At 71.3% G+C, this 26,046-nt stretch carries 23 protein-coding genes; 7 read left to right on the top strand and 16 right to left on the bottom strand.

Annotated elements, in window-relative coordinates; genetic code table 11:
- Positions 1 to 336: 336 nt before the first annotated feature.
- Positions 337 to 1,953 (top strand): hypothetical protein, encoded by a 1,617-nt coding sequence (locus ACGFSC_RS03335; RefSeq protein WP_359897512.1) that lies wholly within the window; start codon positions 337 to 339, stop codon positions 1,951 to 1,953.
- Positions 1,954 to 2,040: 87 nt separating this feature from the next.
- Here ACGFSC_RS03335 and ACGFSC_RS03330 read toward each other — a convergent pair whose 3' ends face one another.
- From ACGFSC_RS03330 to rfbB, 6 genes are all read right to left on the bottom strand, one after another.
- Complete coding sequence (locus tag ACGFSC_RS03330) at positions 2,041 to 2,946, bottom strand: glycosyltransferase (protein WP_359897513.1); 906 nt, start codon at positions 2,944 to 2,946, stop codon at positions 2,041 to 2,043.
- 4 nt (positions 2,947 to 2,950) lie between these two features.
- Positions 2,951 to 3,349, bottom strand: a complete 399-nt coding sequence (locus ACGFSC_RS03325) for a DUF2304 domain-containing protein (RefSeq protein WP_359897514.1) — start codon at positions 3,347 to 3,349, stop codon at positions 2,951 to 2,953.
- On the bottom strand, positions 3,346 to 4,035 hold the full coding sequence (locus tag ACGFSC_RS03320) for a glycosyltransferase family 2 protein (protein ID WP_359897515.1): 690 nt from the start codon (positions 4,033 to 4,035) through the stop codon (positions 3,346 to 3,348). The genes ACGFSC_RS03325 and ACGFSC_RS03320 overlap by 4 nt, the downstream gene beginning before the upstream one ends.
- A 68-nt stretch (positions 4,036 to 4,103) precedes the next feature.
- Complete coding sequence (locus tag ACGFSC_RS03315; RefSeq protein WP_392862281.1) at positions 4,104 to 5,441, bottom strand: lipopolysaccharide biosynthesis protein; 1,338 nt, start codon at positions 5,439 to 5,441, stop codon at positions 4,104 to 4,106.
- Positions 5,438 to 6,373, bottom strand: coding sequence for a dTDP-4-dehydrorhamnose reductase (rfbD, locus tag ACGFSC_RS03310; protein ID WP_380351760.1), 936 nt, complete (start codon positions 6,371 to 6,373; stop codon positions 5,438 to 5,440). Before rfbD ends, ACGFSC_RS03315 begins: the two co-directional genes overlap by 4 nt.
- A complete protein-coding gene (gene rfbB, locus ACGFSC_RS03305; RefSeq protein ID WP_359897517.1) occupies positions 6,370 to 7,347 on the bottom strand; it encodes a dTDP-glucose 4,6-dehydratase in 978 nt (325 codons plus the stop codon). The genes rfbD and rfbB overlap by 4 nt, the downstream gene beginning before the upstream one ends.
- An 81-nt stretch (positions 7,348 to 7,428) precedes the next feature.
- Here rfbB and rfbA point away from each other — a divergent pair, with 81 nt between their 5' ends.
- The gene (rfbA, locus tag ACGFSC_RS03300) at positions 7,429 to 8,304 is read left to right on the top strand and encodes a glucose-1-phosphate thymidylyltransferase RfbA (RefSeq protein WP_359897518.1); all 876 of its coding nucleotides are present in this window, start codon (positions 7,429 to 7,431) and stop codon (positions 8,302 to 8,304) included.
- A complete protein-coding gene (rfbC, locus tag ACGFSC_RS03295; protein ID WP_359897519.1) occupies positions 8,301 to 8,900 on the top strand; it encodes a dTDP-4-dehydrorhamnose 3,5-epimerase in 600 nt (199 codons plus the stop codon). Before rfbA ends, rfbC begins: the two co-directional genes overlap by 4 nt.
- A gap of 74 nt (positions 8,901 to 8,974) precedes the next feature.
- Here rfbC and ACGFSC_RS03290 read toward each other — a convergent pair whose 3' ends face one another.
- From ACGFSC_RS03290 to ACGFSC_RS03250, 9 genes are all read right to left on the bottom strand, one after another.
- Entirely contained in the window at positions 8,975 to 9,424 is a 450-nt protein-coding gene (locus tag ACGFSC_RS03290; protein ID WP_359897520.1) for a GtrA family protein, read from the bottom strand.
- Entirely contained in the window at positions 9,421 to 10,383 is a 963-nt protein-coding gene (locus ACGFSC_RS03285; protein WP_359897521.1) for a glycosyltransferase family 2 protein, read from the bottom strand. The genes ACGFSC_RS03290 and ACGFSC_RS03285 overlap by 4 nt, the downstream gene beginning before the upstream one ends.
- A 190-nt stretch (positions 10,384 to 10,573) precedes the next feature.
- Positions 10,574 to 11,767 (bottom strand): elongation factor Tu, encoded by a 1,194-nt coding sequence (gene tuf, locus ACGFSC_RS03280; RefSeq protein WP_359897522.1) that lies wholly within the window; start codon positions 11,765 to 11,767, stop codon positions 10,574 to 10,576.
- Positions 11,768 to 11,966: 199 nt separating this feature from the next.
- Positions 11,967 to 14,072: an elongation factor G gene (gene fusA / locus ACGFSC_RS03275; protein WP_359897523.1), complete on the bottom strand. Its 2,106-nt coding sequence runs from the start codon at positions 14,070 to 14,072 to the stop codon at positions 11,967 to 11,969.
- Positions 14,073 to 14,111: 39 nt separating this feature from the next.
- A complete protein-coding gene (gene rpsG, locus ACGFSC_RS03270) occupies positions 14,112 to 14,582 on the bottom strand; it encodes a 30S ribosomal protein S7 (protein WP_030055803.1) in 471 nt (156 codons plus the stop codon).
- A gap of 2 nt (positions 14,583 to 14,584) precedes the next feature.
- Positions 14,585 to 14,956 carry a 30S ribosomal protein S12 gene (gene rpsL, locus ACGFSC_RS03265; RefSeq protein WP_014144289.1) on the bottom strand — a complete coding sequence of 124 codons (372 nt, stop codon included), beginning with the start codon at positions 14,954 to 14,956 and terminating at the stop codon, positions 14,585 to 14,587.
- Between the two features lie 376 nt (positions 14,957 to 15,332).
- The gene (locus ACGFSC_RS03260) at positions 15,333 to 16,934 is read right to left on the bottom strand and encodes a DUF2142 domain-containing protein (protein WP_359897524.1); all 1,602 of its coding nucleotides are present in this window, start codon (positions 16,932 to 16,934) and stop codon (positions 15,333 to 15,335) included.
- Positions 16,935 to 16,981: 47 nt separating this feature from the next.
- Positions 16,982 to 18,580, bottom strand: coding sequence for a hypothetical protein (locus tag ACGFSC_RS03255; protein WP_359897525.1), 1,599 nt, complete (start codon positions 18,578 to 18,580; stop codon positions 16,982 to 16,984).
- Between the two features lie 266 nt (positions 18,581 to 18,846).
- Positions 18,847 to 19,401, bottom strand: a complete 555-nt coding sequence (locus ACGFSC_RS03250; protein ID WP_359897526.1) for a DUF1707 and DUF4190 domain-containing protein — start codon at positions 19,399 to 19,401, stop codon at positions 18,847 to 18,849.
- Between the two features lie 266 nt (positions 19,402 to 19,667).
- On the opposite strand from ACGFSC_RS03250, the gene ACGFSC_RS03245 reads away from it, so the two are divergent.
- The 4 genes from ACGFSC_RS03245 to ACGFSC_RS03230 all read left to right on the top strand — a co-directional run bounded on the left by ACGFSC_RS03245 (position 19,668) and on the right by ACGFSC_RS03230 (position 24,673).
- A complete protein-coding gene (locus ACGFSC_RS03245) occupies positions 19,668 to 20,489 on the top strand; it encodes an ABC transporter ATP-binding protein (RefSeq protein ID WP_359897527.1) in 822 nt (273 codons plus the stop codon).
- On the top strand, positions 20,486 to 22,120 hold the full coding sequence (locus tag ACGFSC_RS03240) for a transporter (RefSeq protein ID WP_359897528.1): 1,635 nt from the start codon (positions 20,486 to 20,488) through the stop codon (positions 22,118 to 22,120). Before ACGFSC_RS03245 ends, ACGFSC_RS03240 begins: the two co-directional genes overlap by 4 nt.
- Positions 22,121 to 22,217: 97 nt before the next feature.
- Positions 22,218 to 23,489 carry a DUF2786 domain-containing protein gene (locus ACGFSC_RS03235; protein WP_359897529.1) on the top strand — a complete coding sequence of 424 codons (1,272 nt, stop codon included), beginning with the start codon at positions 22,218 to 22,220 and terminating at the stop codon, positions 23,487 to 23,489.
- Positions 23,490 to 23,560: 71 nt separating this feature from the next.
- Entirely contained in the window at positions 23,561 to 24,673 is a 1,113-nt protein-coding gene (locus tag ACGFSC_RS03230) for an ADP-ribosylglycohydrolase family protein (RefSeq protein WP_359897530.1), read from the top strand.
- A 16-nt stretch (positions 24,674 to 24,689) separates the two neighbouring features.
- On the opposite strand, the gene ACGFSC_RS03225 is transcribed toward ACGFSC_RS03230, so the two are convergent.
- Positions 24,690 to 26,009: a serpin family protein gene (locus tag ACGFSC_RS03225; RefSeq protein ID WP_359897531.1), complete on the bottom strand. Its 1,320-nt coding sequence runs from the start codon at positions 26,007 to 26,009 to the stop codon at positions 24,690 to 24,692.
- Positions 26,010 to 26,046: the final 37 nt, after the last annotated feature.

Genomic DNA, 26,046 nt, shown 5'->3' with positions numbered 1-26,046 from the left:
GCAGTGTGCCACGCGGTGATCGGCCGGAGCCAACGCACTCCTCGCCCCTGGACGACAACGACCCGCCGGGGAACGGTGGTTCAGCCCGCGCTGATCCCCCGATCGAGGTGCTGGCAGAATCGCGGTGTCCGGCCACCGAAACCACACACCGCCCCCGCGTCCACGTGCTGCGGGAAGCAGAAGGACCGAACAGTGACGACGAGCGTCCAGCCCGCCCCCGCCTCGGGCAGGCATCAGGGCATACCGCCCAGCCAGAGGAGACGGGCAGCCGCTCTTCGCCTCCCCGCTGTCCTCTGGGCCGCGGAGATCCTGACCGCGGCCACGGCGGCGCTGTTCATGACCGGTCTGGCATGGACCGTCCACCTGAACCCCATGTCGAGGATCGGCCAGGTCAGCGGCCTCGCCGCGCTCCAGCTCCGGCTCCTGCTGCTCGTCGGCCTCGTCGTCCTGGTCCTGGTGCCGGCGATGCGCCGCTGGGCGGACGTCCCGGTGCGGTTCGCCGCCGCCGCGGTCGCGGGCCTGTCCTCCGGCGTCCTGGCCGCCGGCGTCTCGCTCGCGCTGCGCGACACCAACTGGCCGCTGTACGCCCAGCACGGCGACTCCGGCAGCCTCCAGGCCTGGGTCGGCGCCCTGATGGACGGCAAGTCCCTCGACGGCGCCTACCCTCCGCTGTTCCCGCACATCGTCGCCTTCATCGCCGAGCACCTCACCCACGGCCAGGTGGGCTACGCGCTCAAGCTCGCCGACCTGGCGTTCACCGCGCTGCTGGGCCCGCTCGCCTACCTGTCCTGGCGCCTGCTGCTGCCCCCGCTCTGGGCGCTCGGGATCGGCGTCACCGCCGCCCTGCCGATGGCGCAGCCGTACAAGCCGTACACCACCTTCGTGCTCGTCGCCTTCCTCCCCGTGGTGGCGAAGCTGATGCAGCTCCTCCAGCGCGCCCCGGACCTCCCGCGCCGCACCGCCGCCGTCCGCGGCGCCGTGCTCGGCCTCGGGATCGGGCTGCTGTTCCTCCTCTACTCCGGCTGGTTCGTGTGGTCCGCGGCCGGAGTGGTGGTGCTCACCCTGGTGCTGCTGCTGCGCGCCCGCCGCACCGGCGGTACCCCCGGCCTGCTCAACGCCCTGTGCGCGATCGGCGCCGCCGCCGGGGTCTTCCTGGTCGTCGCCGGCCTCTACCTGGTCCGGCTGCTCGGGTCCGCCGGCAGCACCGTCGACCGCTACTGCTACTTCGACACCTACACCGAGCCCACCTACTTCGCGATGTGGCGCGACGACCTCCCCGGCACCGACGGCCAGAGCACCTGGCCGGTCCCCGGCGAGATCGGCGGGGTCGGCCTCTTCACGATCCTCCTGCTGGTCGGCCTGGGCGTGGCGCTGGCCCTCGGGATCGGCCGGGCCACCGTGCTGACCGCCGCCGCGTGCACGGCGAGCGCCCTGCTGATGCGCTACTGGTACGCCTCCCACATGGAGCGCGACCAGGCCGTCATGCTCTACCCGCGCACCAGCGCGCAGCTGCTCTACTGCCTGCTGGTCCTCGTCGGGCTGGCGTGCTACCTGATCGTCCGCCGCCGCCAGGGCGCCCCGGCGGCCCCCGCCGCCGAGACGGCCGCGGAGACCGGACGCCGGCTCCCGCTGCGCCTCAACCCGCGCGGTGTGGCCATCGGCGCCATCTGCTCGCTGGGCCTGCTCTTCGGCATGGCCGGCTCCGCCACCGCCAGCAAGTACATGCCCGACCCGCACTGGGGCCCCGGCGCGCTGGCCTGGATCGCGCAGAGCACCGCCGACACCAAGGGGCACTGCTCGCGCTACGCGCCCAACGGCCAGTGCGACCAGCCGACGGACATCAGCAACCTGCTGGAGCCGGTGCCCGACACCGGCAAGCTCGCGTGCCCGAAGGTCAACCCGTACCCGCCGCGGCAGCCCGACCCGCTCGGCCCCTCGGGCGCGCCCTGGTAACCCGCGGCGAGGCGCCCGCGAACGGCACTGGGCCGGTAGTCCGAGTTCGGACTACCGGCCCAGTGCCGTATCAGGACCTACGAGCGGTCAGTGCCGCTCTCCGCCGGTCAGCGCGTGGCGGACCAGGACCTTGGCGCCGTCCCGCTGACCGCGCTTCAGCGCGCCCGGCAGCATGGTCAGCGCGTGCAGCCGGGAGGCGCTGCGGAACCGGGCCGCCCGGGCGGCCTTCGGCCAGCCGCGGGCGTCCATCCGCTCGGCCACCGCGTTGAAGTACCGCTCCGCCTCGGTGAACCGGGTGCCGGAGAAGGCCTGCACCGAGGACTCGCTGACGGCGTGCCGGCGGTACTGGAAGACGACGGTGGTGTTGTCCACCATCATCTGCTCGCCGCGCTCCAGCAGGTCGACGACCAGGGCCAGGTCCTGGATCACCGAGTACTCGTCACGGAAGTTGACCGCGCGCAGCGCCTCGCCCCGCCAGCAGATCGACGGGAAGTAGAGCCAGTTGCCGCGCAGCACGCTCGCGGCCAGCTCCTCGCCGCCCATCAGCCGCCGGCCCTTGACGGTCGGCGCGTAGATCTTCTCCTTGACGTTGTCCGCCAGGCCGGAACGGCTGACCTCGCCGTTGCCGTCGATGACCTCGACGCCCGGCTGCACCATGCCCAGGTCCGGGTTGGCCTTGAGGATCGACCGGACGGTCTCCAGGTAGTGCGGGTGCAGCAGGTCGTCGCAGCCCATGATGACCACGTGGTCGGCCTTGGACAGCTCCACGCACTTCTGGAAGTTCTTGGTGATGCCGAGGTTCTGCTCGTTGCGCAGGTAGCCCACCCGGTCGTCGCCGAGCGTGGCGAACCAGCCCGGGACGTCCGGCTCCTTGCCGTCGTCGATGACCGTCAGCCGGAAGTCCGGGTCGGTCTGCGCGAGGATGCTCCGCACGGCGGCCTGCATCAGCGCCACGTCGCCGTAGTACGGCAGCATGAACTCGAAGGTCGCCACGGGATCAGGCCTTGCTGCGGTCGACCGGAGCCGAGACCGGCAGGTCCAGGTCGAAGCGCTCCTCGTTCAGGCGGGCGCCCTCGTTGATGGCCACGGTGCGCGCCAGATCGGTGAGCTTCTTCTCCAGCGAGCGGAAGCGCAGGAAGGTGTTCAGGGTCAGGAAGCCCATCGCCAGCACCATCCCGTACAGCACCAGGTCGGTGCCGCGGCCGACGCCGAGCTGGTGGGCCAGCCAGGTCACGTCGGTGGGACGCAGCACCGCGTAGATGTTCACGACCACGAAGACCGAGAACGCGATGCGCTTCCAGGCGCGGGTGTTGGCACGGTCCCAACGCCGGATGAACATGTAGGCGAGAGTGACCGAGCCGAGAATGAGAACCAGCTGGATCCAGAAGAATTTCATCGGCGGCTACGCTCCCGCAGCGAGATGTCGAAGATGATGTTGACGCCGTTGATCAGGGACTGACCCTTGGCGCGTGAGTAGTCGGTGTACAGGATGTCCACCGGGAGCTCGGCGACCCGGAGGTCCGAGCCGGCGAGGAAGCTGACGATCTCCGACGCGTGTGCCATGCCGTTCATGGTGATCCGCAGCCGGCCGGCGGCCTCGCGGTTCAGCACCCGCAGGCCGTTGTGGGAGTCGGTCAGCTTGAGCTTGCGGGCGGTCGGGCTGACGGTCGCCGCGGTGCGCAGGACGACCCGCTTGATCCACGGCACCTGCCCGTTCTGCTCGATGAAGCGCGAGCCGAGGACCACGTCCGTGTCGCCCTCCCGCAGCAGGGCGACCATCTTCTCGACGTCGGCGGTCTGGTGCTGACCGTCCGCGTCGAAGGTGGCGAAGTACTTGGCGCCCGGCTGGGCCAGGGCGTAGGCCAGGCCGGTCTGGAGGGCGGCGCCCTGACCGAGGTTGACCGGGTGGCGCACCAGGTGCGCGCCCGTCTCCATGATGTGCTTGGCCGAGTCGTCGCCGCTGCCGTCATCGACCACCACGATGTTCGGGAACGTCTTTCGCGCCCCCTCCACAACGTCGGCGATCACCTGGCCCTCGTTGTAGGCCGGGATCACCAGCCAAACATCGTCGTACTGGGACACGGAGGCTCCATGAATGGGGTCTGGCCCGCGCTGCTGCGCGGCGATCTGAAGATGAGGGGCGGACACGGTCATTCACCGGCCGTCCGGCTGCTCAGCACCGCGGCGTTCGGGTCCCCCGGCTGCTGGACGAGGCCGGCGGAATTCGTCGCCGAACGGGCGAAACTCTGCCTCAGCACCGCCAGCATACCGAGGACGGTGGCCACGGAACCCGCCGTGTACGCAAGGATCACGCGGGTGGACACCTCGCCCGGCAGGAAGGTCACCCCGGCGAGGACCGCGGTGCCGAGCGCCCAGCAGAGCAGCTGAAGGTTGTGCCGCTTGAATACCATCAGCGCCTGGCCGAGCACCATCGCGAACATGTACGCCACGGTTCCGGCGGACAACCAGAAGAAGTCGAGGCAGCCGAGCACCGGCTTGGCGCCGAACAGCACCTGGATCAGCCACGGGCCGAGGGCGACCGCCGGGATCCCGCCGAGCACGCCGAGCGCGCCCACCACGACGCCGATCTTCTTGAGCATCCCGGTGAAGGCCGCCCGGTCCCCGACCGCGATCGCGGCGGAGAGGCCGTTCAGCAGCGAGGCCTGGAGCGAACCGAAGACGAACAGCGGCACCCGGGCCAGCACCAGCGCGTTGAGCAGGGCGGCGATCAGCGCGGAGTCCGAGGGCGCGAGCAGCTTGGTGCTCACCACGGCCGCGTTCACCACGACCTGCGAGAGCAGCGTCGAGCAGATCAGCAGGCCCAGCCCGGAGCAGAGTTCGGACCAGCCGACCTGCTCACCGGGCTTCACCGCGCGCAGCAGCGGCGGCAGCGTGGCGATCGTGGCGAGGATCGGCGCGACGGCCAGGATCAGGCTGAACGCGAGCGCCGAGTGCACCCCGGCCACGCCGCAGGCGAAGGCCAGGCCGATCCGCAGGCCGCCGTCCAGGCCGAGCTGGGTGCCGTACGCGCCGAAGCGGCCGAGGCCGGCCAGCACGCCACGGGTGAGGTAGCAGACGGCCATGCCGGTGAAGGCCCCGCCGAGCGCCAGCACCAGCGAGCGGTCGCCGTGGAACATCGACCGGGCGATCGGGCCGGAGGCGGCGCCGAGGACGATCAGGGTCGCCCCGAGGATCCCGCCGGTGAGCAGGGCCGCCCGGCGCAGGACCGGCGCGGCACCGTGGCCGAGCGCCGCGCGCGCCGCGACGATCCGGGTGAGCTCCTGCTCGATCGGGAAGAAGACGCCGATGCCGACGGACATCACGATCGTCCACAGCAGCGAGACGTTCGCCATGTCGTCGACGGACAGGCTGTGGCCCGCCACCCCGAGGTGGATGTAGTTGGCGGCACCCAGGACGACGGTGCCGCCGGCCACCGCCAGGGTTCCCGGCGGTAGCGCGGCAGCCACCTTCGTCAGTGCGTTCTTCACTGAGGTCTGTCGCTCTCGGTGGTCCGGGCCGTTGCGGCCAGTTCGGCGAAGACGGGCCGGGACAGCGCCTCGGCCAGCATGGCCCGCCACTCGGGCAGCGGCGCCAGTCCGGCGGCGGCCCAGCGGTCGTGGGCCAGCACGCTGAAGGCGGGGCGGGCGGCCGGGCGGACGAAGGCCTCCGACGTGGTCGGGCGGATCCGCTCCCGGTCCAGCCCGCTCAGCGCGTAGGTCTCGCCGGCCAGTCCGCACCAGGTGGTGCGGCCGCTCGCGGTGCCGTGGTAGACCCCGGCCGGGGCCTGCCCGGCGAGCGCGGCCCGGCCGAGCTCGACCAGGCGGCCGGCCAGCGCGTACGACCAGGTCGGCTGGCCGTGCTGGTCGTCCACCACGTCCAGGGTGTCCCGTTGGGCGGCGAGCTTGAGCATGGTGGCCACGAAGTTCGGGCCGTGCTCGCCGTACAGCCAGGCGGTGCGCACGATGTAGCCGTGCTCGGGGAGGAGTTCGGCGACCGCCTGCTCCCCCACCAGCTTGCTGCGGCCGTACGCGTTCACCGGAGCGGTCGGGGCGTCCTCCGGGCAGGGCTCGGTGGCGTCGCCCGGCAGGACGTAGTCGGTGGAGACGTGCAGCAGCCGCGCGCCGGTGCTGGCGCAGGCCGCGGCCAGGTGGCGCACGCCGGTGCCGTTGACGGCGGTGGCGGCTGCCTCCTCGGTCTCCGCACCGTCGACGTTCGTCCACGCGGCGCAGTTGACCACGATGTCGTGGCCCTCGACGGCGGCCAGGACGGCCGCCGCGTCGGTGATGTCGAGGTCCGCCCGGCGCAGCGCGGTGATCTCGGCGGTCCCGTCGGCGCCCAGCACCGACAGCAGGTCCTGCCCGAGCATCCCGGCCGCGCCGGTGACCAGCCAGCGCACGGGCGCGGCGGCGTTCGCGGTCACTTGGCCAGGGCCGCCTTCTGCTTCAGCGGCTCCCACCAGGCGCGGTTCTCGCGGTACCAGGCGATGGTCGCGGCGAGGCCGTCCTCGAAGCGGACCTGCGGCTCGTAGCCGAGCTCCTCGCGGATCTTGCTGATGTCGATCGAGTAGCGGAGGTCGTGGCCCTTGCGGTCCGCGACGTGCTCGACCATGTCCCAGCCGGCGCCGGCGGCCTCCAGCAGCAGGCCGGTCAGCTCCTTGTTGGTCGCCTCGGTGCCGCCGCCGATGTTGTAGACCTCGCCGGCGCGGCCGCCGCGCATGACCAGCTCGATGCCCCGGCAGTGGTCCGAGACGTGCAGCCAGTCGCGGACGTTGCCACCGTCGCCGTACAGCGGCACCTTCTTGCCGTCGATCAGGTTGGTGGTGAACAGCGGGATGACCTTCTCCGGGAACTGGTAGTGCCCGTAGTTGTTGGAGCAGCGGGTCACCACGACGTCCATGCCGTGGGTGCGGTGGTAGGCCAGCGCCAGCAGGTCGGAGGAGGCCTTGGAGGCCGAGTACGGGGAGTTCGGCTCGAGCGGCCAGGTCTCGGTCCAGGAGCCCTCGTTGATCGAGCCGTACACCTCGTCGGTGGAGATGTGGACGAAGCGGCCGACGCCGTGCTTGCGGGCCGCGTCGAGCAGCACCTGGGTGCCGACGACGTTGGTCAGCACGAACGGGCCCGCGCCGGCGATCGAACGGTCCACGTGGGACTCGGCGGCGAAGTGCACCACCACGTCGTGTCCAGGCATGACCTGGTCGACGGCGTCCGCGTCGCAGATGTCGCCCTGGACGAAGGTGTAGCCCTTGTGGTCGGCCACCGGAGCGAGGTTCTCCAGGACGCCCGAGTAGGTGAGCTTGTCAAAGACCGTGATCCGGGCATTCTCGTCAGCCCCGAGGAGCTGACGGACGAACTCCGAACCGATGAATCCGGCGCCGCCGGTCACGAGGATGCGCATAATGCGCGTAGTCTACCGCCGCCCGAACGCCCTCCCGACCCGGCCCCTCCCGCGTTCACCGATCTCGAATAGGGTGCACCCATGCGTGGAATCCTCCTGGCCGGCGGCACCGGCTCGCGGCTGTGGCCCCTGACCCGTGCGGTGTCGAAGCAGCTCCTCCCGGTCTTCGACAAGCCGATGATCTACTACCCCCTCTCGACCCTGGTGATGGCCGGGATAAGCGAAATCCTGATCATCACCACCCCGAACGACCGGGACCAGTTCGAACGACTGCTGGGCGACGGTTCCCAGTTCGGCCTGAAGCTCCAGTACGCCGTCCAGGAGAAGCCCGAGGGCATCGCCCAGGCCTTCGTGCTCGGCGCGGACTTCATCGGCGACGAGCCGGTGGCCCTGATCCTCGGCGACAACATCTTCCACGGCACCGGCCTGGGCACCGCGCTCACCGAGCACTCCGACATCAAGGGCGGCCGGGTCTTCGCGTACCCCGTGGCCGACCCGACCGCGTACGGCGTGGTCGAGTTCGACGGGACCGGCCAGGTCATCTCCATCGAGGAGAAGCCGACCGAGCCCAAGTCCCGTTACGCCGTCCCCGGCCTGTACTTCTACGACAACCGGGTCGTCGAGATCGCCCGCACGCTGGAGCCGAGCGCCCGCGGCGAGCTGGAGATCACCGCCGTCAACGACGCCTACCTGCGCACCGGCGACCTGCACGTGACGATCCTCGACCGCGGCACCGCCTGGCTGGACACCGGCACGTTCGTGTCGATGGTCCAGGCCTCGGAGTTCGTCCGGGTCATCGAGGAGCGCCAGGGCTTCAAGATCGGCTGCATCGAGGAGGCCGTCTGGCGGGCCGGGCTGATCGACGACGCCCAGCTGCGCGAGCTCGCCGAGCCGCTGCTGAAGAGCGGCTACGGCCAGTACCTGGTGGGCCTGCTCGAAGAGGCGGCCGCCAAGTGAAGTTCCGTGAGCTCTCCATCGAGGGCGCCTTCGAGATCACCCCTCAGGTGCACGGCGACGCCCGCGGCCACTTCACCGAGTGGTACCGCTTCGACCGCCTCGCCGAGGTCGTCGGCCACCCGCTGAACCTGGCCCAGGCCAACCTGTCGCTCTCCGCCAAGGACGTCGTCCGCGGCATCCACTTCGCCGACGTCCCGCCCGGCCAGGCCAAGTACGTGGCCTGCACCCGCGGCGCGGTGCTGGACGTCATCGTCGACCTGCGGGTCGGCTCGCCGAACTTCGGCAAGTGGGAGTTCGTCCGGCTGGACGACACCGAGCGCAAGGCCGTCTACATCCCGGAGGGCCTCGGCCACGGCTTCTGCGCCCTCACCGACGACGCCACGCTGACCTACCTCTGCTCGGCGACGTACAACCCGACCGGCGAGCACGGCGTGCACCCGCTGGACCCGGATCTCGGCATCGAGTGGCCGACCGACGCCCCGCAGCTCTCGGCCCGCGACGCGGTGGCGCCCTCCCTCGCGGAGGCGCTCGCCGACGGCCTGCTGCCGGACTACCAGGCCTGCAAGGCCTACACGGACTCGCTGAAGCAGCAGTAGCGCAGCCCGGCCCACACGGAGGGGGCGCGTGCCACGGCACGCGCCCCCTCCGTCGTCGTCTCCCCCGCGCCGGCTCAGGGCGTCCGGAAGACCCACACCTTGGCCAGCACGAACCGGACCACCGTGGCGAGGCCGTTGGCCACCACCAGCCCGGCCACCTCGACCGTCCGGGAGGCGTGCGGCACCGCCACGTCCAGCAGCGCCAGGGCGCCGCTGGACAGGCCCAGCCCGATCAGGAACGCGACCGCGCCCTGCAGTTGGTGGCGCACCGCGCCGTCCGAGCCGGTGATGCCGAAGGTGAAGCGGCGGTTGGCCGCGGTGTTGGCCACCGCGCTGACCGCCAGCGCGATCAGGTTGGCCACCTGCGGCGAGGTCACCAGCCGCAGCAGCACGAACAGCGCCAGGCAGAAGACGGTGCTCAGCACCCCGATCACCAGGAAGGACGGCAGCAGCCGGCGGACCGGCCGGGGTGCCTCGGCGGGCTCCTCGCGCTCGTCCCGGGCCGTGGGGAGGCTCTCGTTCACGCGCCCGCACCGTACCGGTCCGGCTCCTCCGCCGAGTCGTAGCCGACGAAGTACGCGGGCCGCGCCTGGACCGCCGAGTAGATCCGGCCGACGTACTCGCCCAGCAGGCCGACGCAGACCAGCTGCACGGCGCCGATGAAGAGCATCCCTATGAACAGCGAGGACCAGCCGGGCACGGTGGAGCCGACGGCGTACGCGACCGTGGTGTAGAGCGCCAGCAGGATGCAGACCAGGAAGCTGAACAGCCCGAGCCAGGTGGCCAGTCGCAGCGGGGCGGCGGAGAAGTTGGTGACGCTGTCGAACGCGAGCCGGACCATCTTGGACAGCGGGTAGTGGCTGCTCCCCGCGATCCGCTCCTCGCGCACGTAGACCACCTCGCCGCTGGGGAAGCCCAGCCAGGGCACCAGCAGCCGGTAGACCGGCTGGTGCTCGGGCATCGCCTTGAGCGCGTCCACGGCCGCCCGGCTGAGCAGCCGGAAGTCGCCGGCCTGGTTGGGCATCCGCTTGCCGACCAGTCGGCGCATCAGCCGGTAGTACCCGCCGGCGGTGTGCCGCTTGAAGAAGGTGTCGGTGCCGCGGTCGCCGCGCACGCCGTAGACGATGTCCAGGTTCTGCTCGCGGGCGAGCGCCAGCATCTCGGGGATCTTCTCCGGCGGGTCCTGGAGGTCGGCGTCGATGGAGACCACGTAGTCGCCGAAGGCGCGGTGGAGGCCGGCGGTGAGGGCGGCCTGGTGCCCGGAGTTGCGGGCGAAGCGGACGATGCGGAACTCCGGCCAGTCCTGGCGGATCTTCTGCATCAGCACCGGGGTGACATCGGTGCTGCCGTCGTCGACGCCGACCACCTCGTAGCTCACGTCGAGCCCGTCGAGGATCGGCCGCAGCCGTTCGACGGTCAGCGGGAGCGCCTCCTGCTCGTTGTAGATAGGCATCACGACCGACAACAGCGGTGCCGTTGACATGCGTTGGTCCCACTTTCCACGACGGCCGGGCTGGATGTCGCCCGACCATAACAGTCTGCGATGAGCGGCCGCTGAAAGGAGGCGCGCTCCGGTGAACCGCTGATGAGACGCCGAAGGGCCCCGCGCACCGTGCGGTGCGCGGGGCCCTTCGGACTGAGCCTGTACGAGGCAGGCAGGTCAGACCATCAGATTACTTGATGATCTTGGTGACCTGGCCGGCGCCGACGGTGCGGCCACCCTCACGGATGGCGAACTTCAGGCCCTCCTCCATGGCGATCGGCTGGATCAGCGCGACGGTCATGGCGGTGTTGTCGCCCGGCATGACCATCTCGGTGCCCTCGGGGAGGGTCACGACGCCGGTCACGTCCGTGGTACGGAAGTAGAACTGCGGGCGGTAGTTGTTGAAGAACGGGGTGTGGCGGCCACCCTCGTCCTTCGACAGGATGTAGGACTGGGCCTCGAAGTCGGTGTGCGGCGTAACCGAACCCGGCTTGATGATGACCTGGCCGCGCTCGACGTCCTCGCGCTTGATGCCACGGAGCAGCAGACCGACGTTCTCACCGGCCTGGCCCTCGTCGAGCAGCTTGCGGAACATCTCGATGCCGGTGACCGTGGTGGTGGTCTTGGTCTCCTTGATGCCGATGATGTCGACAGTCTCGTTGACCTTGAGGATGCCACGCTCGATACGACCGGTGACGACGGTGCCACGACCGGTGATCGTGAAGACGTCCTCGATCGGCATCAGGAACGGCTGGTCCACGGCGCGGGCCGGGGTCGGGATGGCCTCGTCGACCGCGTGCATCAGGCCGAGGAGCTTCTCGCCCCACTCCTTGTCGCCCTCCAGCGCCTTCAGCGCGGAGACGCGGACGACCGGCAGGTCGTCGCCCGGGAACTCGTACTCGGAGAGCAGCTCGCGGACCTCGAGCTCGACGAGCTCCAGGATCTCCTCGTCGTCCACCATGTCGGCCTTGTTCAGGGCGACGACGATGTACGGAACGCCGACCTGGCGGGCCAGGAGGACGTGCTCCTTGGTCTGCGGCATCGGGCCGTCGGTGGCGGCGACCACGAGGATGGCGCCGTCCATCTGGGCAGCACCGGTGATCATGTTCTTGATGTAGTCGGCGTGACCCGGGCAGTCGACGTGGGCGTAGTGGCGCGCCTCGGTCTGGTACTCGACGTGCGCGATGGAGATGGTGATACCGCGCTGCCGCTCCTCCGGCGCCTTGTCGATCTGGTCGAACGGCGTGAAGGGGTTGATCTCCGGGTACGCGTCGTGCAGCACCTTGGTGATGGCCGCGGTCAGCGTGGTCTTACCGTGGTCGATGTGACCGATGGTGCCGATGTTGACGTGGGGCTTCGTCCGCTCGAACTTCGCCTTCGCCACTGAGTCCTCCTGAGGACAGTTCCTGTACGCCGTGCTGACGCCAGTTGGTCTTTGATCGGTTTTGGTGCGGGTTGTCCGGAGGACATCCCGTGCCGTCCCGCTGGTGGGGGGGCCGGAGACCCCGGGAGGATCCGACCGGATCCTCCCGGGTTGCCTCCGAATAGCCTAAGGCTTCGCTATCGTCCCGATTATCGGGACGTCACTCGCCCTTGGCCTTGGCGATGATGTCGTCCGCCACGTTCTTCGGAACCTCGGCGTACGAGTCGAACTGCATCGAGTAGCTCGCGCGACCAGAGGTCTTGCTGCGCAGGTCACCGACGTAGCCGAACATCTCGGAGAGGGGCACCAGCGCCGTGACGACGCGGGCACCGTGACGCTCGTCCATGGACCGGATCTGGCCACGGCGAGAGTTGATGTCGCCGATCACGTCGCCCATGTAGTCCTCGGGCGTGGTGACCTCGACGGCCATCATCGGCTCGAGGAGGACCGGCTTGGCCTTCCGCGCGCCTTCCTTGAACGCCATCGAACCGGCGATCTTGAACGCGAGCTCGGAGGAGTCGACGTCGTGCGCCTGACCGTCGAGCAGGCTCACGCGGACACCCTGCAGCGGGTAGCCGGCGAGGATGCCGAACTCCATGGCCTCCTGGCAACCGGCGTCGACCGACGGGATGTACTCGCGCGGAACGCGGCCACCGGTGACCTTGTTGACGAACTCGTAGCCCTCGGCCTGCTCGAGCGGCTCGATCGCGATCTGCACCTTGGCGAACTGACCGGAACCACCGGTCTGCTTCTTGTGGGTGTAGTCGATGCGCTCGACCGCCTGGCGGATGGTCTCGCGGTACGCGACCTGCGGCTTGCCGACGTTGGCCTCGACCTTGAACTCACGGCGCATACGGTCGACCAGCACCTCGAGGTGCAGCTCGCCCATACCCGCGATGATGGTCTGGCCGGTCTCCTCGTCCGTGTTGACCTGGAAGGACGGGTCCTCCTCGGCGAGACGCTGGATGGCAACACCCAGCTTCTCCTGGTCACCCTTGGACTTGGGCTCGATCGCGACGCGGATGACCGGGGCCGGGAAGTCCATGGACTCCAGGATGACCGGGTTCTTCTCGTCGGACAGCGTCTCACCGGTGGTGGTCTGCTTCAGGCCCATGACGGCGATGATGTCGCCGGCGCCCACCGAGTCGATCTCCTCACGCTTGTTCGCGTGCATGCGGTAGATCTTGCCGATGCGCTCCTTCTTGCCCTTGACGGCGTTCAGCACCGAGGTGCCGGACTCCAGGCGGCCCGAGTAGACCCGGACGAAGGTGAGCTTGCCGAGGTGCGGGTCCGACATGATCTTGAACGCGAGCGCGGCGAGCGGCTCGTCGTCCGAGGCCTTGCGGGAGATCTTGACCGTGTCGTCGCCGGGCTTGGTGCCCTCGATGGACTCGATGTCCAGCGGCGACGGCAGGTACTTGACGACCGCGTCGAGCAGGGGCTGAACGCCCTTGTTCTTGAAGGCGGTACCGCAGAAGATCGGGGTGAAGTCCGAGTTCAGGGTGCCCTTGCGGATCGCGTCCTGCAGCAGCTCGACCGGGATCTCCTCGCCCTCCAGGGCGAGCTCCATGATCTCGTCGCTGACGTTCGAGACCGTGTCGATGAGCGCCTCGCGGTACTCCTCGGCCTGCTCCTGCAGGTCGGCCGGGATGTCGACGACGTCGTACATCTCGCCCTTGGCGGCCTCGGCGGACCAGACCAGCGCCTTCATGCGGACCAGGTCGACAACGCCCTGGAAGTCCGACTCGGCACCGATCGGCAGCTGCATGACCAGCGGGGTGGCGCCGAGGCGGTCCACGATGGTCTTGACGCAGAAGAAGAAGTTCGCGCCCGTGCGGTCCAGCTTGTTGATGAAGCAGATGCGCGGGACGCCGTAGCGGTCAGCCTGCCGCCACACGGTCTCGGACTGGGGCTCGACACCGGCGACACCGTCGAACACCGTCACGGCACCGTCGAGGACGCGCAGCGAACGCTCCACCTCGACGGTGAAGTCGACGTGGCCCGGGGTGTCGATGATGTTGATGGTGTTGTCGACGTCGTCGACCGTCCAGTGACAGGTCGTCGCGGCCGACGTGATCGTGATGCCGCGCTCCTGCTCCTGCTCCATCCAGTCCATGGTGGCAGCGCCATCGTGGACCTCACCGATCTTGTACGAGACACCGGTGTAGAACAGGATCCGCTCGGTGGTGGTGGTCTTGCCCGCGTCGATGTGCGCCATGATCCCGATGTTGCGGACCCTGGCGAGGTCAAGGGAGGTTGCAGCCATGGTGGCTCGTTCTCTCTCTGTCTAGTGACGGGGTAGGGACTACCAGCGGTAGTGCGCGAAGGCCTTGTTGGACTCGGCCATCTTGTGGGTGTCCTCACGACGCTTCACGGAAGCGCCCAGGCCGTTGCTGGCGTCGAGGATCTCGTTCATCAGGCGCTCGGTCATGGTCTTCTCGCGACGGGCGCGGGAGTAACCGACCATCCAGCGCAGCGCCAGGGTGCTGGCGCGGCCCGGACGGACCTCGACCGGAACCTGGTAGGTCGCGCCACCGACACGGCGGGACTTGACCTCGAGGGCCGGCTTGACGTTCTCCAGCGCGCGCTTCAGCGTGACGACCGGGTCCGAGCCGGTCTTCTCACGGACGCCCTCGAGGGCGCCGTAGACGATCCGCTCAGCGGTGGAGCGCTTGCCGTGCAGCAGGATCTTGTTGACCAGCTGGGTGACGACCGGGGAGCCGTAAACCGGGTCGATGATGACCGGGCGCTTCGGGGCGGGGCCCTTACGAGGCATTCTTACTTCTCCTTCTTGGCGCCGTAGCGGCTGCGGGCCTGCTTGCGGTTCTTGACACCCTGGGTGTCGAGCGAACCGCGGATGATCTTGTAGCGGACACCAGGAAGGTCCTTCACACGACCACCGCGCACCAGCACGATGGAGTGCTCCTGCAGGTTGTGGCCCTCGCCCGGGATGTAAGCGGTGACCTCGATCCCGCTGGTGAGGCGCACACGGGCGACCTTGCGGAGAGCCGAGTTCGGCTTCTTCGGGGTGGTCGTGTACACACGCGTGCAGACCCCACGGCGCTGCGGGGAACCCTTCAGCGCGGGAGTCTTGTTCTTCTCGACCTTGTCCTGCCGGCCCTTTCGGACCAGCTGCTGGATCGTAGGCACCGTTTCTCCGTTTTCTGTGTGCCAAGGCTTGGTGGAACTAACCTGCGATGTCTCCCTCGCACACGGCCCCGTGGTCGACCCACGCGGTCGGGTGTGTTGGGCTTGTTACGACACGGAATCCCATGGCTGCTGTACAGCGACGGCGCTCTACGCGCGGCGCGCTGGGAAGCGCTCCGGCTCGGCGCGGCGACCGGTGTGCATGCACGCACAAGGACCCGGGGACACCCCAGGCACAAGGTCAGAGCGTACCTAGCGCATCGGGCTCGGTCAAAACAAATGCAACGCCGCAGGTCGCGGGGCTTGCACCGAAAGCGGGCCGGGAACCGGGCCGGGGCGGGGCTCCCTACCACAACCGGGCAGCCCCCGCACCGCGACCCTACGCCTCCGCGTGGGCCCCGGCGAGCCGGGGCGGGTCCTGGCTGGCGCTGCCGCCGGCCGCCCCTGCCGACTGCGGCAGCGGGCGCTCCCGGTTGTCCGACACCGCCGTGAACAGCCCCAGCGCGAGCGCGGCCAGCGTGTACACGGCCAGCCAGAGCATCCAGGTGCCGGGCGGGGACCAGTGGGCCGGGTTGATCAGCAGCGGGCCGGTGCTGCCGACGGTGTTGCGGCGCAGCGCCCAGAGGAAGGCCGCGGCGTTGACCAGGGACAGCGAGAAGCCGGCGATCACCAGCAGCCGGCGCCAGGCGAAGCCGCCCCAGGGCAGCCGCTCGTGGCAGATCGCGGCGCACAGGATCGGCAGTCCGACGGCGAACGGCAGCAGGTAGCGGCCCTGCCAGATCATGCCCAGCTGGCGCGCCTGCATGGCCTGTGCCGCTATCGGTATCACCACGATGCCGGCCATCACGCCGACGATCGCCAGGGCGTCGCGGAACCGGGCGTAGCAGAGCGCGAACATCGCCAGGGCGAGCGCCACACCGCACCAGACCAGCAGCGTCGCGGCCGGCGCCTCGGCGTCCAGCCAGCCGAAGTAGCCGATCATCTGCTTCATGTAGAGCAGGCCGAAGTCGAAGGTCTTCCGGGCCGCGGCGAGCGGGGTGAGGTCGCTCGGGGTGTTGATGATCGAGTTGTCCGGGTGGCTCGACGACCAGGCCAGGGCCGCGACGGCCCCCGCCGCCGCCAGGCCGCCCCAGAGCCAGGTCACCTTGCGGCGGAGCACTTCGCGCACCGCCCCCTTCTGGCCCAGCAGCAGCGCGAAGAACAGGGCCCCGGCGAACCAGATCAGGCCCAGCGGGCGGATGCTGATCAGCACCAGCGCGCCGATTCCCAGCCGCGCCAGCCGGCGGTTCAGCAGGAGCGGGTCCGGGCTCATCAGCATCGGCAGCCCGGCGCTCCAGACCAGGATGCCCGCCGCGATCTCCGGACCGCTCGGGTTGACCACGCCGAACAGGAACAGCGCCATCGGCGTGGCCGCGGTGATCACGCCGAGCAGGGTGAAGGAGCGCCGCCGCCACTCCGCCGCCGAGACCACCGCGCTCGCCACCAGGGCGGAGCAGATCAGCGCCGACATCAGGCGCATCAGGTAGAAGGCCTTGGCCCCGTGGACCAGGAGGCTGGGCCAGCCCACCGCGAAGTAGTACGCCGGGTGGTAGCGGCCCGCCGCGGTGGTCACCAGGGTCTCCCCCGGGCGGTCCACGAGCCGGGGCGCGCAGGAGGCCGGCTGCTCGGGCTTGAAGACGTAGCAGCTGTTGACGTCCTTGAGGTCCTGGTAGATGCGCGGGAGCTCGACCCCGGTCTCGGCGAACTGGCCCTCGATGCCGCCCACCAGGTGCGGGACCATGACCTCCCGTCCCTCGACCTGGCCCCGGGCGACGGCCGCCGCCCGGATCAGGTGTGCGTGCTCGTCCGGCGAGGCGCCGGTCGGCGAAGCGAACGCCCAGGCCCCACTCAGTGCGAACAGGATCGCGAACGCCACGACCCACAGACGCCTCGGTGAGGAGACGAGCCGGTCGGCGAGGCTCTTGACGGCGGTGATCATCATCAGGATTGGGCCTTCGGGGTCAGTTCGGGCTCATGGGCGGGAACTGGTTACTTGATCATGCTGAGCCATGACTGGTCACCGGTCTTGGAGCACTGCCCACCCGGCGCGAACTTCGGGCAGGTGCCGTCGAGGTTCTGCATGGTGTGCGACACCCACGGCAGGATGCGGTAGGTGTCCTCCTTCGCCGGCATGTAGCGGTCCGCCATCGACGAGGAGACCGTACCGAACAGGAAGAGAAGAGCGAACAGCGTACCGATCACGGCCGCCTGCGGACCCGGCAGGGCCGTTCCGGCGGTTCCGGCCGTCCCGGCGGCCTCCGCGGCCTCGGCGGCCCGGCGGCGCTCGGCCAGCCGGAGCGAGACCAGGTGGGCGAGCAGGGCGCAGAGCAGCAGGCCGCAGTAGAGCAGCTGGTTGTTGGTCCGGGTGTAGAGCTGGACCGTCTGCGTCTCGTACATGTGCGAGGCGATGAACATCCGCATCACCCAGGCGCTCGCGAACATGCAGCTGATGGTGACGATCACCGGCTTGCGGATGCCAAGCCAGAGGGCCGCGCCCAGTGCGACGAACATCACCACCGCGAACAGGTCCATGCCGCCGAACTCGCCGGGGATCGGCCAGTCCCCCACCTTGCCCGGCATGTCCGTACGCCACATCAGGAAGTACGCCGGGTCGGTGAAGTTGTCGAAGCGGAAGTTGGAGTCCTTGGTGTCCGGGGCCTCCGTCAGCATGGTCACCAGGTAGCTGCCGCAGACCAGCAGGAAGGCGACCCCGGTGGTACCGAGGTACGCCAGGCCCTTGCGCCGGTCTTCGTGCCAGGGGAAGTACATCAGCGCCGCGACCAGCACGCCGAGGGCGCTCCACAGGAACCAGCCGGAGTACGTGAGGAACATCAGGCCCAGCAACGCCCCGAAGCCGCCCGCCTTCAGCAGCAGCAGCCGCCAGCCGTCCGTCCCGCTCCGGCGCAGGTGCACCACCACGGCGACCAGCACGGGCACCAGGACCACCAGCACGGTCTGGCTGTACGGCTTGTAGGCGTCGATCAGGGCGAAGGCCGGCAGCACGCCGAAGGCCAGTGCGCGGACCGGGCTGAGCAGCATGCGCCACGAGAGGTAGACCAGCGGGCCGAACGCGGCGGCGCCGAAGATCTGCAGGTCCTTGAAGGCGTACGCGGTGTTGCCGCCGCGGAACAGCTCCGCGTAGAAGCCCAGGGTGTAGAGCGGCGCCGGCGGGTAGACCGGCGAGCCCGAGGGCTGACCGTTCACCACCGCGTGGGCCCACTCGACGATGCGCTGGCTGTCGCCGTTCATGCCGAACATCGGCCAGGGCGTGCCGAGCAGCGCGATGACCGCGCCGGCCGCCACGAAGCCGCTGGCGAGACCGGCGATGGCGGCCGAGGAGAAACGGGACGCCAGGCCGAAGTGCCGACCCGAGCGGAAGCGCATCGCTAGCACGACCGCGCCGAGCAGGAGGAAGCCGATGACCGCGAACCGCAGCTGCACCGCGGCGAGACCGCTCACCTGGGCGATCCGGTTCAGCGGGTCCATCTGGAAGCCGCGCGCCATCAGCGGGAGCACCAGGGCGGCCAGGAAGGAGACCACGGCCTCGCCCGCGAGCAGTGCCGGAGCCGACGTCCGGAGCCGGGCCACGGAGCGGCCCGCGGATCCACCGACCAGCGAACGCCCTCCGCTCGGCGGGATCCTGGAGGCCTCTTGGGCACTGACTGTCACTGGCACGGTCCTCAGCTCGTGGTCGCTCGCTCGGCCCGCCCGGCCCTTCGGCGTCGGCCGGTGACGGAGAACGTACTGCTTCCGGGTGCGCGGCGGCAGCCCCGGGCATCATAGGTCCTCCGTCTGAGGAAGGCCCCATCGGGAAGAACGGCCGACCGCCGTGGGATCACCCGACCGGGTGGGCCTCAGGCGAAGCCGAGGAGGATCATCAGGGTCCAGAACGCGCACCCCAGGTAGCCGATGACCAGGCCGAGGACGGCCGCCCAGTCGCCGTCCATGTTGCGGCGGCGGATCTCCGAGCGGGCGATGTGGCCGGTGATCACGGCGGGCGCGGAGAGGCCGACCAGACTGGCCACCAGGGAGACCACCGCGAGCACGTTGGTGGGGCGGGCCTGCGGCGGCGGCGGGACGGCCATGAAGGTGGCCGGAACCGGCGTGGCGGCGGCGGCCGGCGGCGCCGTCATCGGCCCGGAGGGCAGGTCGGCCACCAGCACGGCCAGCTGACCGTAGGTCTGCGCCGCGGCCACGGCCTCGTGGCGCTGCTCGTACTCCTGGACGGAGAGCCGCCCCTCGGCGAACGCGGCCTTGAGCACGTCGAGCGTCCGGTCCCGGTCCGCGTGGCCCGCCCGCATCGCCGCCTGCGACGACACCGCGGGCGCGGGCACCGGCTGCCAGCCCCCCGCCGACCGCTTGCCGGGCGGATAGCCGGAACCGGGCTCGCCCCATGGTTGTACGGACATCCGCCACCTCCCGGTAGCGCGGCACCCCCGCGCACGTCACTGCTTCCTCATAGTGCAGGACGAACGGCCGAACTGAGTAGTTGCCAAATCGGCCCAGTAGCCGCCGAGAAGAGGATATTGGTCGGCGAGCCTCACCCGTTCGGCGGATGTGCTCAGGGGATGCTCAACTCGGGCGACAGCCTGTTCGAGCAGTGACAGGCTGAGCCCCGAGAGCTTCCACCAGCACGATGCCCACCACTCCACCACCACGAGCAGAGAAGGCCGCCATGCAGGCGTCAGCGCCGCCGTCCTCCGACCTCCCCGGGCCGGGAACCCCGTCCGCCGTCAGCATCCAGGGGCTCTGGAAGCACTTCGGCACCCAGGCCGCGGTGGCCGGGCTGAGCCTGGAGCTGCCGGCCGGGGCGTTCATCGGCCTGGTCGGGCCGAACGGCGCCGGCAAGACCACCACGCTGTCGATGGTCACCGGGCTGCTCCGGCCCGACCAGGGCACCGTCCTGGTGCACGGCACCGACGTGTGGGCGGACCCGGTCACGGTCAAGGCGCGGATCGGCATCCTGCCCGAGGGCCTGCGGATGTTCGAGCGGCTCAGCGGGCGCGAGCTGCTCCAGTACACCGGGCGGCTGCGCGGCCTGCCCGGCGCCGAGGTGGACCGGCGGGCCGAGGAGCTGCTGGCCGTCCTGGACCTCGGCCGCGACTCCGACAAGCTGGTCGCCGACTACTCCACCGGCATGCGCAAGAAGATCGGCCTGGCCGCGGCGCTGCTGCACAACCCGGACGTGCTGTTCCTGGACGAGCCCTTCGAGGGCGTCGACCCGGTCTCCGCCCAGACCATCCGCGGCGTGCTCAAGCGGTACGCGGCGGCCGGCTCCACGGTGGTCTTCTCCAGTCACGTGATGGAGCTGGTCGAACAGCTCTGCGACTGGGTCGCCGTGGTCAACGCCGGCCAGGTGATCGCCCAGGGACCGCTGGACACCGTACGGGGCGGGCGCAGCCTGCACGAGGCCTTCCTGGACCTGATCGGCGTGCGCGAAGACGACGGGCAGGCGCTCGGCTGGCTCGGCGGCGGGCAGCCCGGGGGTGCCCTGTGACCGAGCGGAGCGAGGCCACGCGCACGGCCTCGGTGCCCGACGGGCGGACGGTGGTGCGCGCCCTGGTCGCGCTCAAGCTGCGGCTGCTGCGCAACGGGCTGCGGCGCAGCCCCGGCCGGACCACCGTCTACGTGATCGGCGGCGTCGCGGGCCTGGCCCTCGCGGCCGGCGTCGCCGTCGCCATGAGCGCGCTGAACGGGCGCTACGCGGGCTCCGGGGACGCCGGGGTGATGCTGCTCGGCGTGCTGGCCCTGGGCTGGGCCGCCCTGCCGCTGTTCCTCTTCTCCAGCGACGAGAGCGCCGACCCGACCCGGCTGACCATGCTGCCGCTGCGACCCGGCCCGCTGCTGCGCGGCTCGCTGCTGGCCGCGCTGATCGGACCGGGGCCGCTGATCAGCCTGGTGCTGGTGGCCGGCGCGGTGCTGGCCGGCGCGACCGGCGGCGCCTCGGCCGCGGTCGCGGTGCCCGCCGTACCGCTCGCGGTGCTCTGCCTGGTCACGCTCTCCCGGGCGGTCGCCGCGGGCAACGCCCGGATGCTCTCCAGCCGGCGCGGCAAGGACTTCGCGATCTTCGGCGGGCTGGCCTTCGCGCTGCTGGTGCAGGTCGCCAACGTCGGCTCGCAGAGCATCCTCGGCCGTCGGGGCGGACCGATCGACCTCACCCCGCTGAAGCCGATCGCCTCGGTGCTGCGCTGGATCCCGCCGATCAGCGCGGCGGACGCGCCGCGCACCGCCGGCGAGGGCCGGTACGGGCTCGCGCTGCTCCAGCTCGCCGCGGCCGCCGCGCTGCTGGCACTGCTGCTGCGCTGGTGGCGGCGGAGCCTGCAGGAGCTGATGGTCACCGCCGACTCCTCCACCCTGGAGGTGGCCCGGGGGGTGCAGAACTCGCGCGGCTGGCGCTTCCTGCCCCAGGGCCGCACCGGCGCGGTGATGCAGCGCCACCTGCGGTACGCCTGGCGCGAGCCGCGGGCCAAGGCCGCGCTGTTCACCAGCATCGGGATGACGCTGGTGATCTGCGTGCTGTCGATGGTCCAGGGCTGGGCGAGCGTCTACCTGCTGGCGATGACCGGGGTGTTCCTCGGACTGCAGATGCTCAACCTGTTCGGCATGGACGGCTCGGCGTTCTGGATGGTCGCCGCCACCCTGCGCACCCCGGCCGACGCCCGGTCCGAGCTGCGCGGCCGGGCGTACGCGGTGCTGTCGTACGCCGTCCCGGTGACGGTGGTGCTGGGGCTGGTGCTGGCGGCCGTCACCGGCCGGTGGGGCGAGCTGCCGTCCGCGCTCGGCCTGGCGCTGACCCTCCTCGGCTGCGGGATCGCGCTGGGCTCGATGTTCAGCGTGCTGGCGCCCTACACCATGCCGGCCGACAGCAACCCGATGCGCAACGCCGCCCCCGGACAGGGCGGGCTGATCCTGCTCAACCAGTTCGGCTCGATGCTCGGCGTCACGGTGCTGGCACTGCCGGTCGGCGGCTACCTCGCCTGGGCGCTGGTCTCGGACGGGCCGAGCTGGCCGGTGCTGCTGGTCGGCCCGCTGTACGGCGCCCTGGTCGCGACGCTGGGCGTGCGGATGGCCGCGGGCCGGCTGCTGGAGCGCACGCCGGAGATCCTGGCCAAGGCCATCGAGCGCTGAGCCGCGGGCCCCGCCGGCCCGAGCGCCGGACGGTCTCCGCCGCGGCTCCGGCATCATGGGCAGGAGGCCGGACCGTCGAGGAGAGCAGGGACACACCGTGGGCGAGCGAGCGCAGCAGGCCGGGACCGCCGGGCCGCTGCTGGAGCAGGCGGTGCGGTCGGTGCTGACGGCACCGGAGGACGCACTGGACCTCGCCCTGGACACCGGGGCCTCGCTGCTGGCCGCCTCGGCCGGGCAGTGGCCCGAGGTGAGCCGGGCGGTGCTCGGCCACGCGGACGCCGCCGTCGGCCGCTGCTGGTCCGCCGGATGGCGGCCGGCCGACCTGGCCCGCGTGGTGCGGCGGGAGCTGCAGCCCGTCCACCTGGCCCTCGCGGTGGACCTGATCGCCGCCGAGGACCGCCGCCACCCCGCGGCCGGCCTGGACCGGCGCTGGCGGGAGCAGCTGCGCGAGCTGGAGGCCGAGGTGTGGTGGTCCGGCGACGAGGAGTACCTCGGCGCCTTCGCCCACCGGCACCGGCTGGACCGCTTCGCGCTCGCCACCGCCGTCCTGGAGCTGCTGCGCACCTGGGGCCGGCTGCCGCCGATCGCCCCGGTGGGGCCCGCCCCCGGGCAGGCCGTCCGGGGGCGGCACTCGGCGCCGGTGACCGGCGAGCCGCGGATGCTGGCGCGGATCCGGGCGCTGCTGGCCAAGGCCGAATCCACCGAGTACCCGGAGGAGGCCGAGGCGCTGACCGCCAAGGCCCAGCAGCTGATGGCCCAGCACAGCATCGACGACGCGCTGCTGGCCGCGGCCGGCGCCGACCGCGACACCCCGGCGGCGCTGCGGATCGGGGTGGACAACCCGTACGAGGGTCCCAAGACGATGCTGCTGGACGCGGTCGCGGCGGCCAACCGGTGCCGGGTGGTGTGGGCGAAGGAGTTCGGCTTCTGCACCGTGGTCGGCTTCGACGGCGACCTGGACGGCGTCGAGCTGCTCTACACCTCGCTGCTGGTGCAGGCCACCCACGCGCTCAACAAGGCCGGCTCCCGCAAGGACTCGCGCAGCAAGGCGTTCCGGCAGTCCTTCCTGGTCGCGTACGCGGCGCGGATCCGCGAGCGGCTGACCGCCGCGACCGAGCGCGCCACCAGCGCCGCCGCGGCCGGCCGGCACCTGCGCGAGGACGGCACCGAGGAGCAGCTGCTGCCGGACGAGCGGCTGCTGCCCGCGCTCGCCGCCCGCTCCGAGGCGGTGGACGAGCAGGTCGACCGGCTGTTCCCGAAGCTGGTCTCGCAGCGGGTGCGGGTCAGCGACGGCGTGGGCTGGGCGGCCGGACGCGCCGCCGCCGACCGGGCCGCCCTGCACGGACGCGCCGGTGCGATCCGCCGGTAGGGCCCGTCCCGCCGATCATTCCCCGGGGACCTGATAGAACGTAGTCCGCCACGAACGAAGGGGGACGCGACGTGACGGATCCGGCGGCGGAGTCGGGGTACCGGGACCGGGTGCGCGGAGCGCTGCTCGGCGGAGCGATCGGCGATGCGCTGGGCTGGCCGGTGGAGTTCCAGCAACTCCACCAGATCCGGGACCGGTTCGGGCCGCAGGGCGTGACCACGCTGCCGGCCGGGCCCGGGCCGGTCGAGGTCACCGACGACACCCAGATGACGCTGTTCACCGCCGAGGGCCTGATCCGCGGCTTCGTCCGCGGCTGGACGGGCGGCGGCGGCTCGGTGCCGGAGGCCGTCCACGGCGCCTACCGGCGCTGGCTGCGGACCCAGTACCAGGGCGCGCCGGACACCGAGCCGCAGCCCCGCCCGTACGACGGCTGGCTGCTGAGCCGGCCCTTCCTGTACGCGCGGCGGGCGCCCGGCAACGCCTGCCTGAGCGGGGTGACCGAGCATCCGGCGTTCGAGGCGCCGTCCGCGATCGGGCTGCTGGGGCCGATCAACCCGGGTTCCAAGGGCTGCGGCACGGTGATGCGCTCGGCGCCGTTCGGGCTGGCCCGGCTCGGTGTCGAGCAGTCCTTCGGGCTGGCGGTGCAGTGCGCCCAGCTCACCCACGGACACCCGACCGGCTACCTCGCGGCCGGCGCCTTCGCGGCCCTGGTCGAGCGGCTCGCGGACGGCACCGAGCCGTGGGCGGCGGTCGGCGAGACGGTGGAGCAGATCCGCGAGCTGCCGAGTTCCAAGGAGACCGTCCAGGCGCTGGCCCGGGCGGTGCGGCTGGCCCAGGAGGCCGAGCCGGCCGCGGAGACGGTGGAGCGGGTCGGGCTCGGCTGGACCGCCGAGGAGTGCCTGGCCATCGCGGTGTACTCGCTGCTGGCGGCCACCCTGGACCCCGACCCGGTGCGCACCGCGCTGCTGCTGTCGGTGAACCACTCGGGGGACAGCGACTCGACCGGCGCGGTCTGCGGCAACCTGGTCGGGGCCGCGTACGGCGCCGCCGCGCTGCCCCCCGAGTGGGCCGGGGCGGTCGAGGGCCGGGCCGAGCTGCGGCAGGTCGCCGACGACCTGCTGGTGCTGTTCGGCAGCCGCGACCCACTGCACCCCGGGCTCGGCGGGCGCTACCCCGCCTGGTGACCACCCGGCCCGGTGACTAGCCCGCCCGCGGGTCGGTGACCTGGCCGAGGAACAGCGGCGCGCCGCCCCGGGCGTCCCGGATCAGGAACAGGAACGGCCGGTCGACGTACACCTGGACCGGCCGTTCGGCGTTCGGCACCGCCATCACCTCCATCCCGACACCGCTGCCGGCCGCCGCGACCGTGCCGTCCTCGCCGACCTCGATCGTGGCCTTCTGCACCACCGTGCCGACGGCCAGCGGGTCCTTGGCGATGCCGCCGAAGTCGGCCGCGTCGAAGGCCGCCCGCACGCCGAGCGAGCGCAGCGCGGGGGTGAGCTCCTTCGAGGTGCCGAAGTGGAAGCGCGGCAGCCGGAGGTCGACCGGCCGCTCGGCGAGGGCCCCGAGGACGCGGTCGAGCTGGGGCTGGTCCAGGCCCTTGGCGAACGCGGCGAAGCCGCCCTGCGCGGGGACGATCAGGTCCATCACCAGCCCGCCCTCCGCGTAGGGCAGTTCGACGGCCTGCCAGGGCTCGCCGACGATCCCGCCGGAGCCGTCGGCGTACTTGAACTCCCCGCTCTGCCCCATCGTGGGGACGGCCGGGGCGGAGCCGTCGAGCTTGTGGAACGGGCGGTCGGCGGTGAGCGAGGGCTTGAAGGCGGAGGCCCACTTCGCCTTGAGGTACAGCGCGTCGGTGAGCACCAGCCGGGTGCTCGACGTGATCCCGTTCGAGCCGAACAGCTCCTTGATCCGGCCGTCGGTGGCCTTCTCCACGGCCGCGTTGACGGTCCTGCGGGCCCCGTCCGGGTCCTTGGCGAAGTCGGCCTGGTGGACCCCGGCGTCGAAGGCGGCGGCGAGGGTGGCGAGGTAGTCCGGCTCGACGGCCAGGCCCTGCTGGGTCCAGACGTCGTCGCTGCGGCGCAGGGTCAGCTTGTCGGTGGCCGGGACCGGCCGGTTCAGCGCGCCGGTGGCGAGCGCGTACTGCCGCGGGTCGAGCCCGGTGTGCAGGGCCTCGGCCAGTTCCCCGGCGGTGGCGCCGCGGGCTCCGGGCAGCAGCATGGCGAGCAGGGTGGCCAGGCCGGACGGGGAGACCACGAGGTTGCTCCCGGCGGCGTCCGGCTCGCTGGTCAGGGCGTGCAGCAGGTCCAGGCCGAAGGCGTCGGTGGCGCTCGCGGTGGCGGCCACCTGGGCCGGGTCGACGGCCGGCCGGCTCACGGGCGCGGACGCCCGGAGCTCCACGGGCGCGGCGGCCCCGGTGCTGCCGCAACCGGCGAGCAGCGGCGTGGCGAGCGCGGCCGCGAGGAGCAGCGCCGCCGGGCGGCGGAGGGTGCGACGGGTTGCGGTGCTGCGGTTCGTCATGGCCCTTCGACGCGCCGCCCCGCCCACCGGTTCCGCC

The organism is Kitasatospora sp. NPDC048715 (assembly GCF_043198905.1).
GTDB lineage: Bacteria > Actinomycetota > Actinomycetes > Streptomycetales > Streptomycetaceae > Kitasatospora > Kitasatospora lactacystinica.
This window is presented reverse-complemented; position numbering and strand designations above follow the sequence as displayed.

What these genes read in the sequence shown, in the direction of transcription:
- ACGFSC_RS03335 (WP_359897512.1), top strand. Translation starts at nt 337, where the DNA reads ATGACCGGTCTGGCATGGACCGTCCACCTGAACCCCATGTCGAGGATC.
- ACGFSC_RS03325 (WP_359897514.1), bottom strand. Translation starts at nt 3,349, where the DNA reads ATGAAATTCTTCTGGATCCAGCTGGTTCTCATTCTCGGCTCGGTCACT.
- rfbB (WP_359897517.1), bottom strand. Translation starts at nt 7,347, where the DNA reads ATGCGCATCCTCGTGACCGGCGGCGCCGGATTCATCGGTTCGGAGTTC.
- rfbA (WP_359897518.1), top strand. Translation starts at nt 7,429, where the DNA reads ATGCGTGGAATCCTCCTGGCCGGCGGCACCGGCTCGCGGCTGTGGCCC.
- ACGFSC_RS03285 (WP_359897521.1), bottom strand. Translation starts at nt 10,383, where the DNA reads ATGTCAACGGCACCGCTGTTGTCGGTCGTGATGCCTATCTACAACGAG.
- fusA (WP_359897523.1), bottom strand. Translation starts at nt 14,072, where the DNA reads ATGGCTGCAACCTCCCTTGACCTCGCCAGGGTCCGCAACATCGGGATC.
- rpsG (WP_030055803.1), bottom strand. Translation starts at nt 14,582, where the DNA reads ATGCCTCGTAAGGGCCCCGCCCCGAAGCGCCCGGTCATCATCGACCCG.
- ACGFSC_RS03260 (WP_359897524.1), bottom strand. Translation starts at nt 16,934, where the DNA reads ATGATGATCACCGCCGTCAAGAGCCTCGCCGACCGGCTCGTCTCCTCA.
- ACGFSC_RS03250 (WP_359897526.1), bottom strand. Translation starts at nt 19,401, where the DNA reads ATGTCCGTACAACCATGGGGCGAGCCCGGTTCCGGCTATCCGCCCGGC.
- ACGFSC_RS03245 (WP_359897527.1), top strand. Translation starts at nt 19,668, where the DNA reads ATGCAGGCGTCAGCGCCGCCGTCCTCCGACCTCCCCGGGCCGGGAACC.
- ACGFSC_RS03225 (WP_359897531.1), bottom strand. Translation starts at nt 26,009, where the DNA reads ATGACGAACCGCAGCACCGCAACCCGTCGCACCCTCCGCCGCCCGGCG.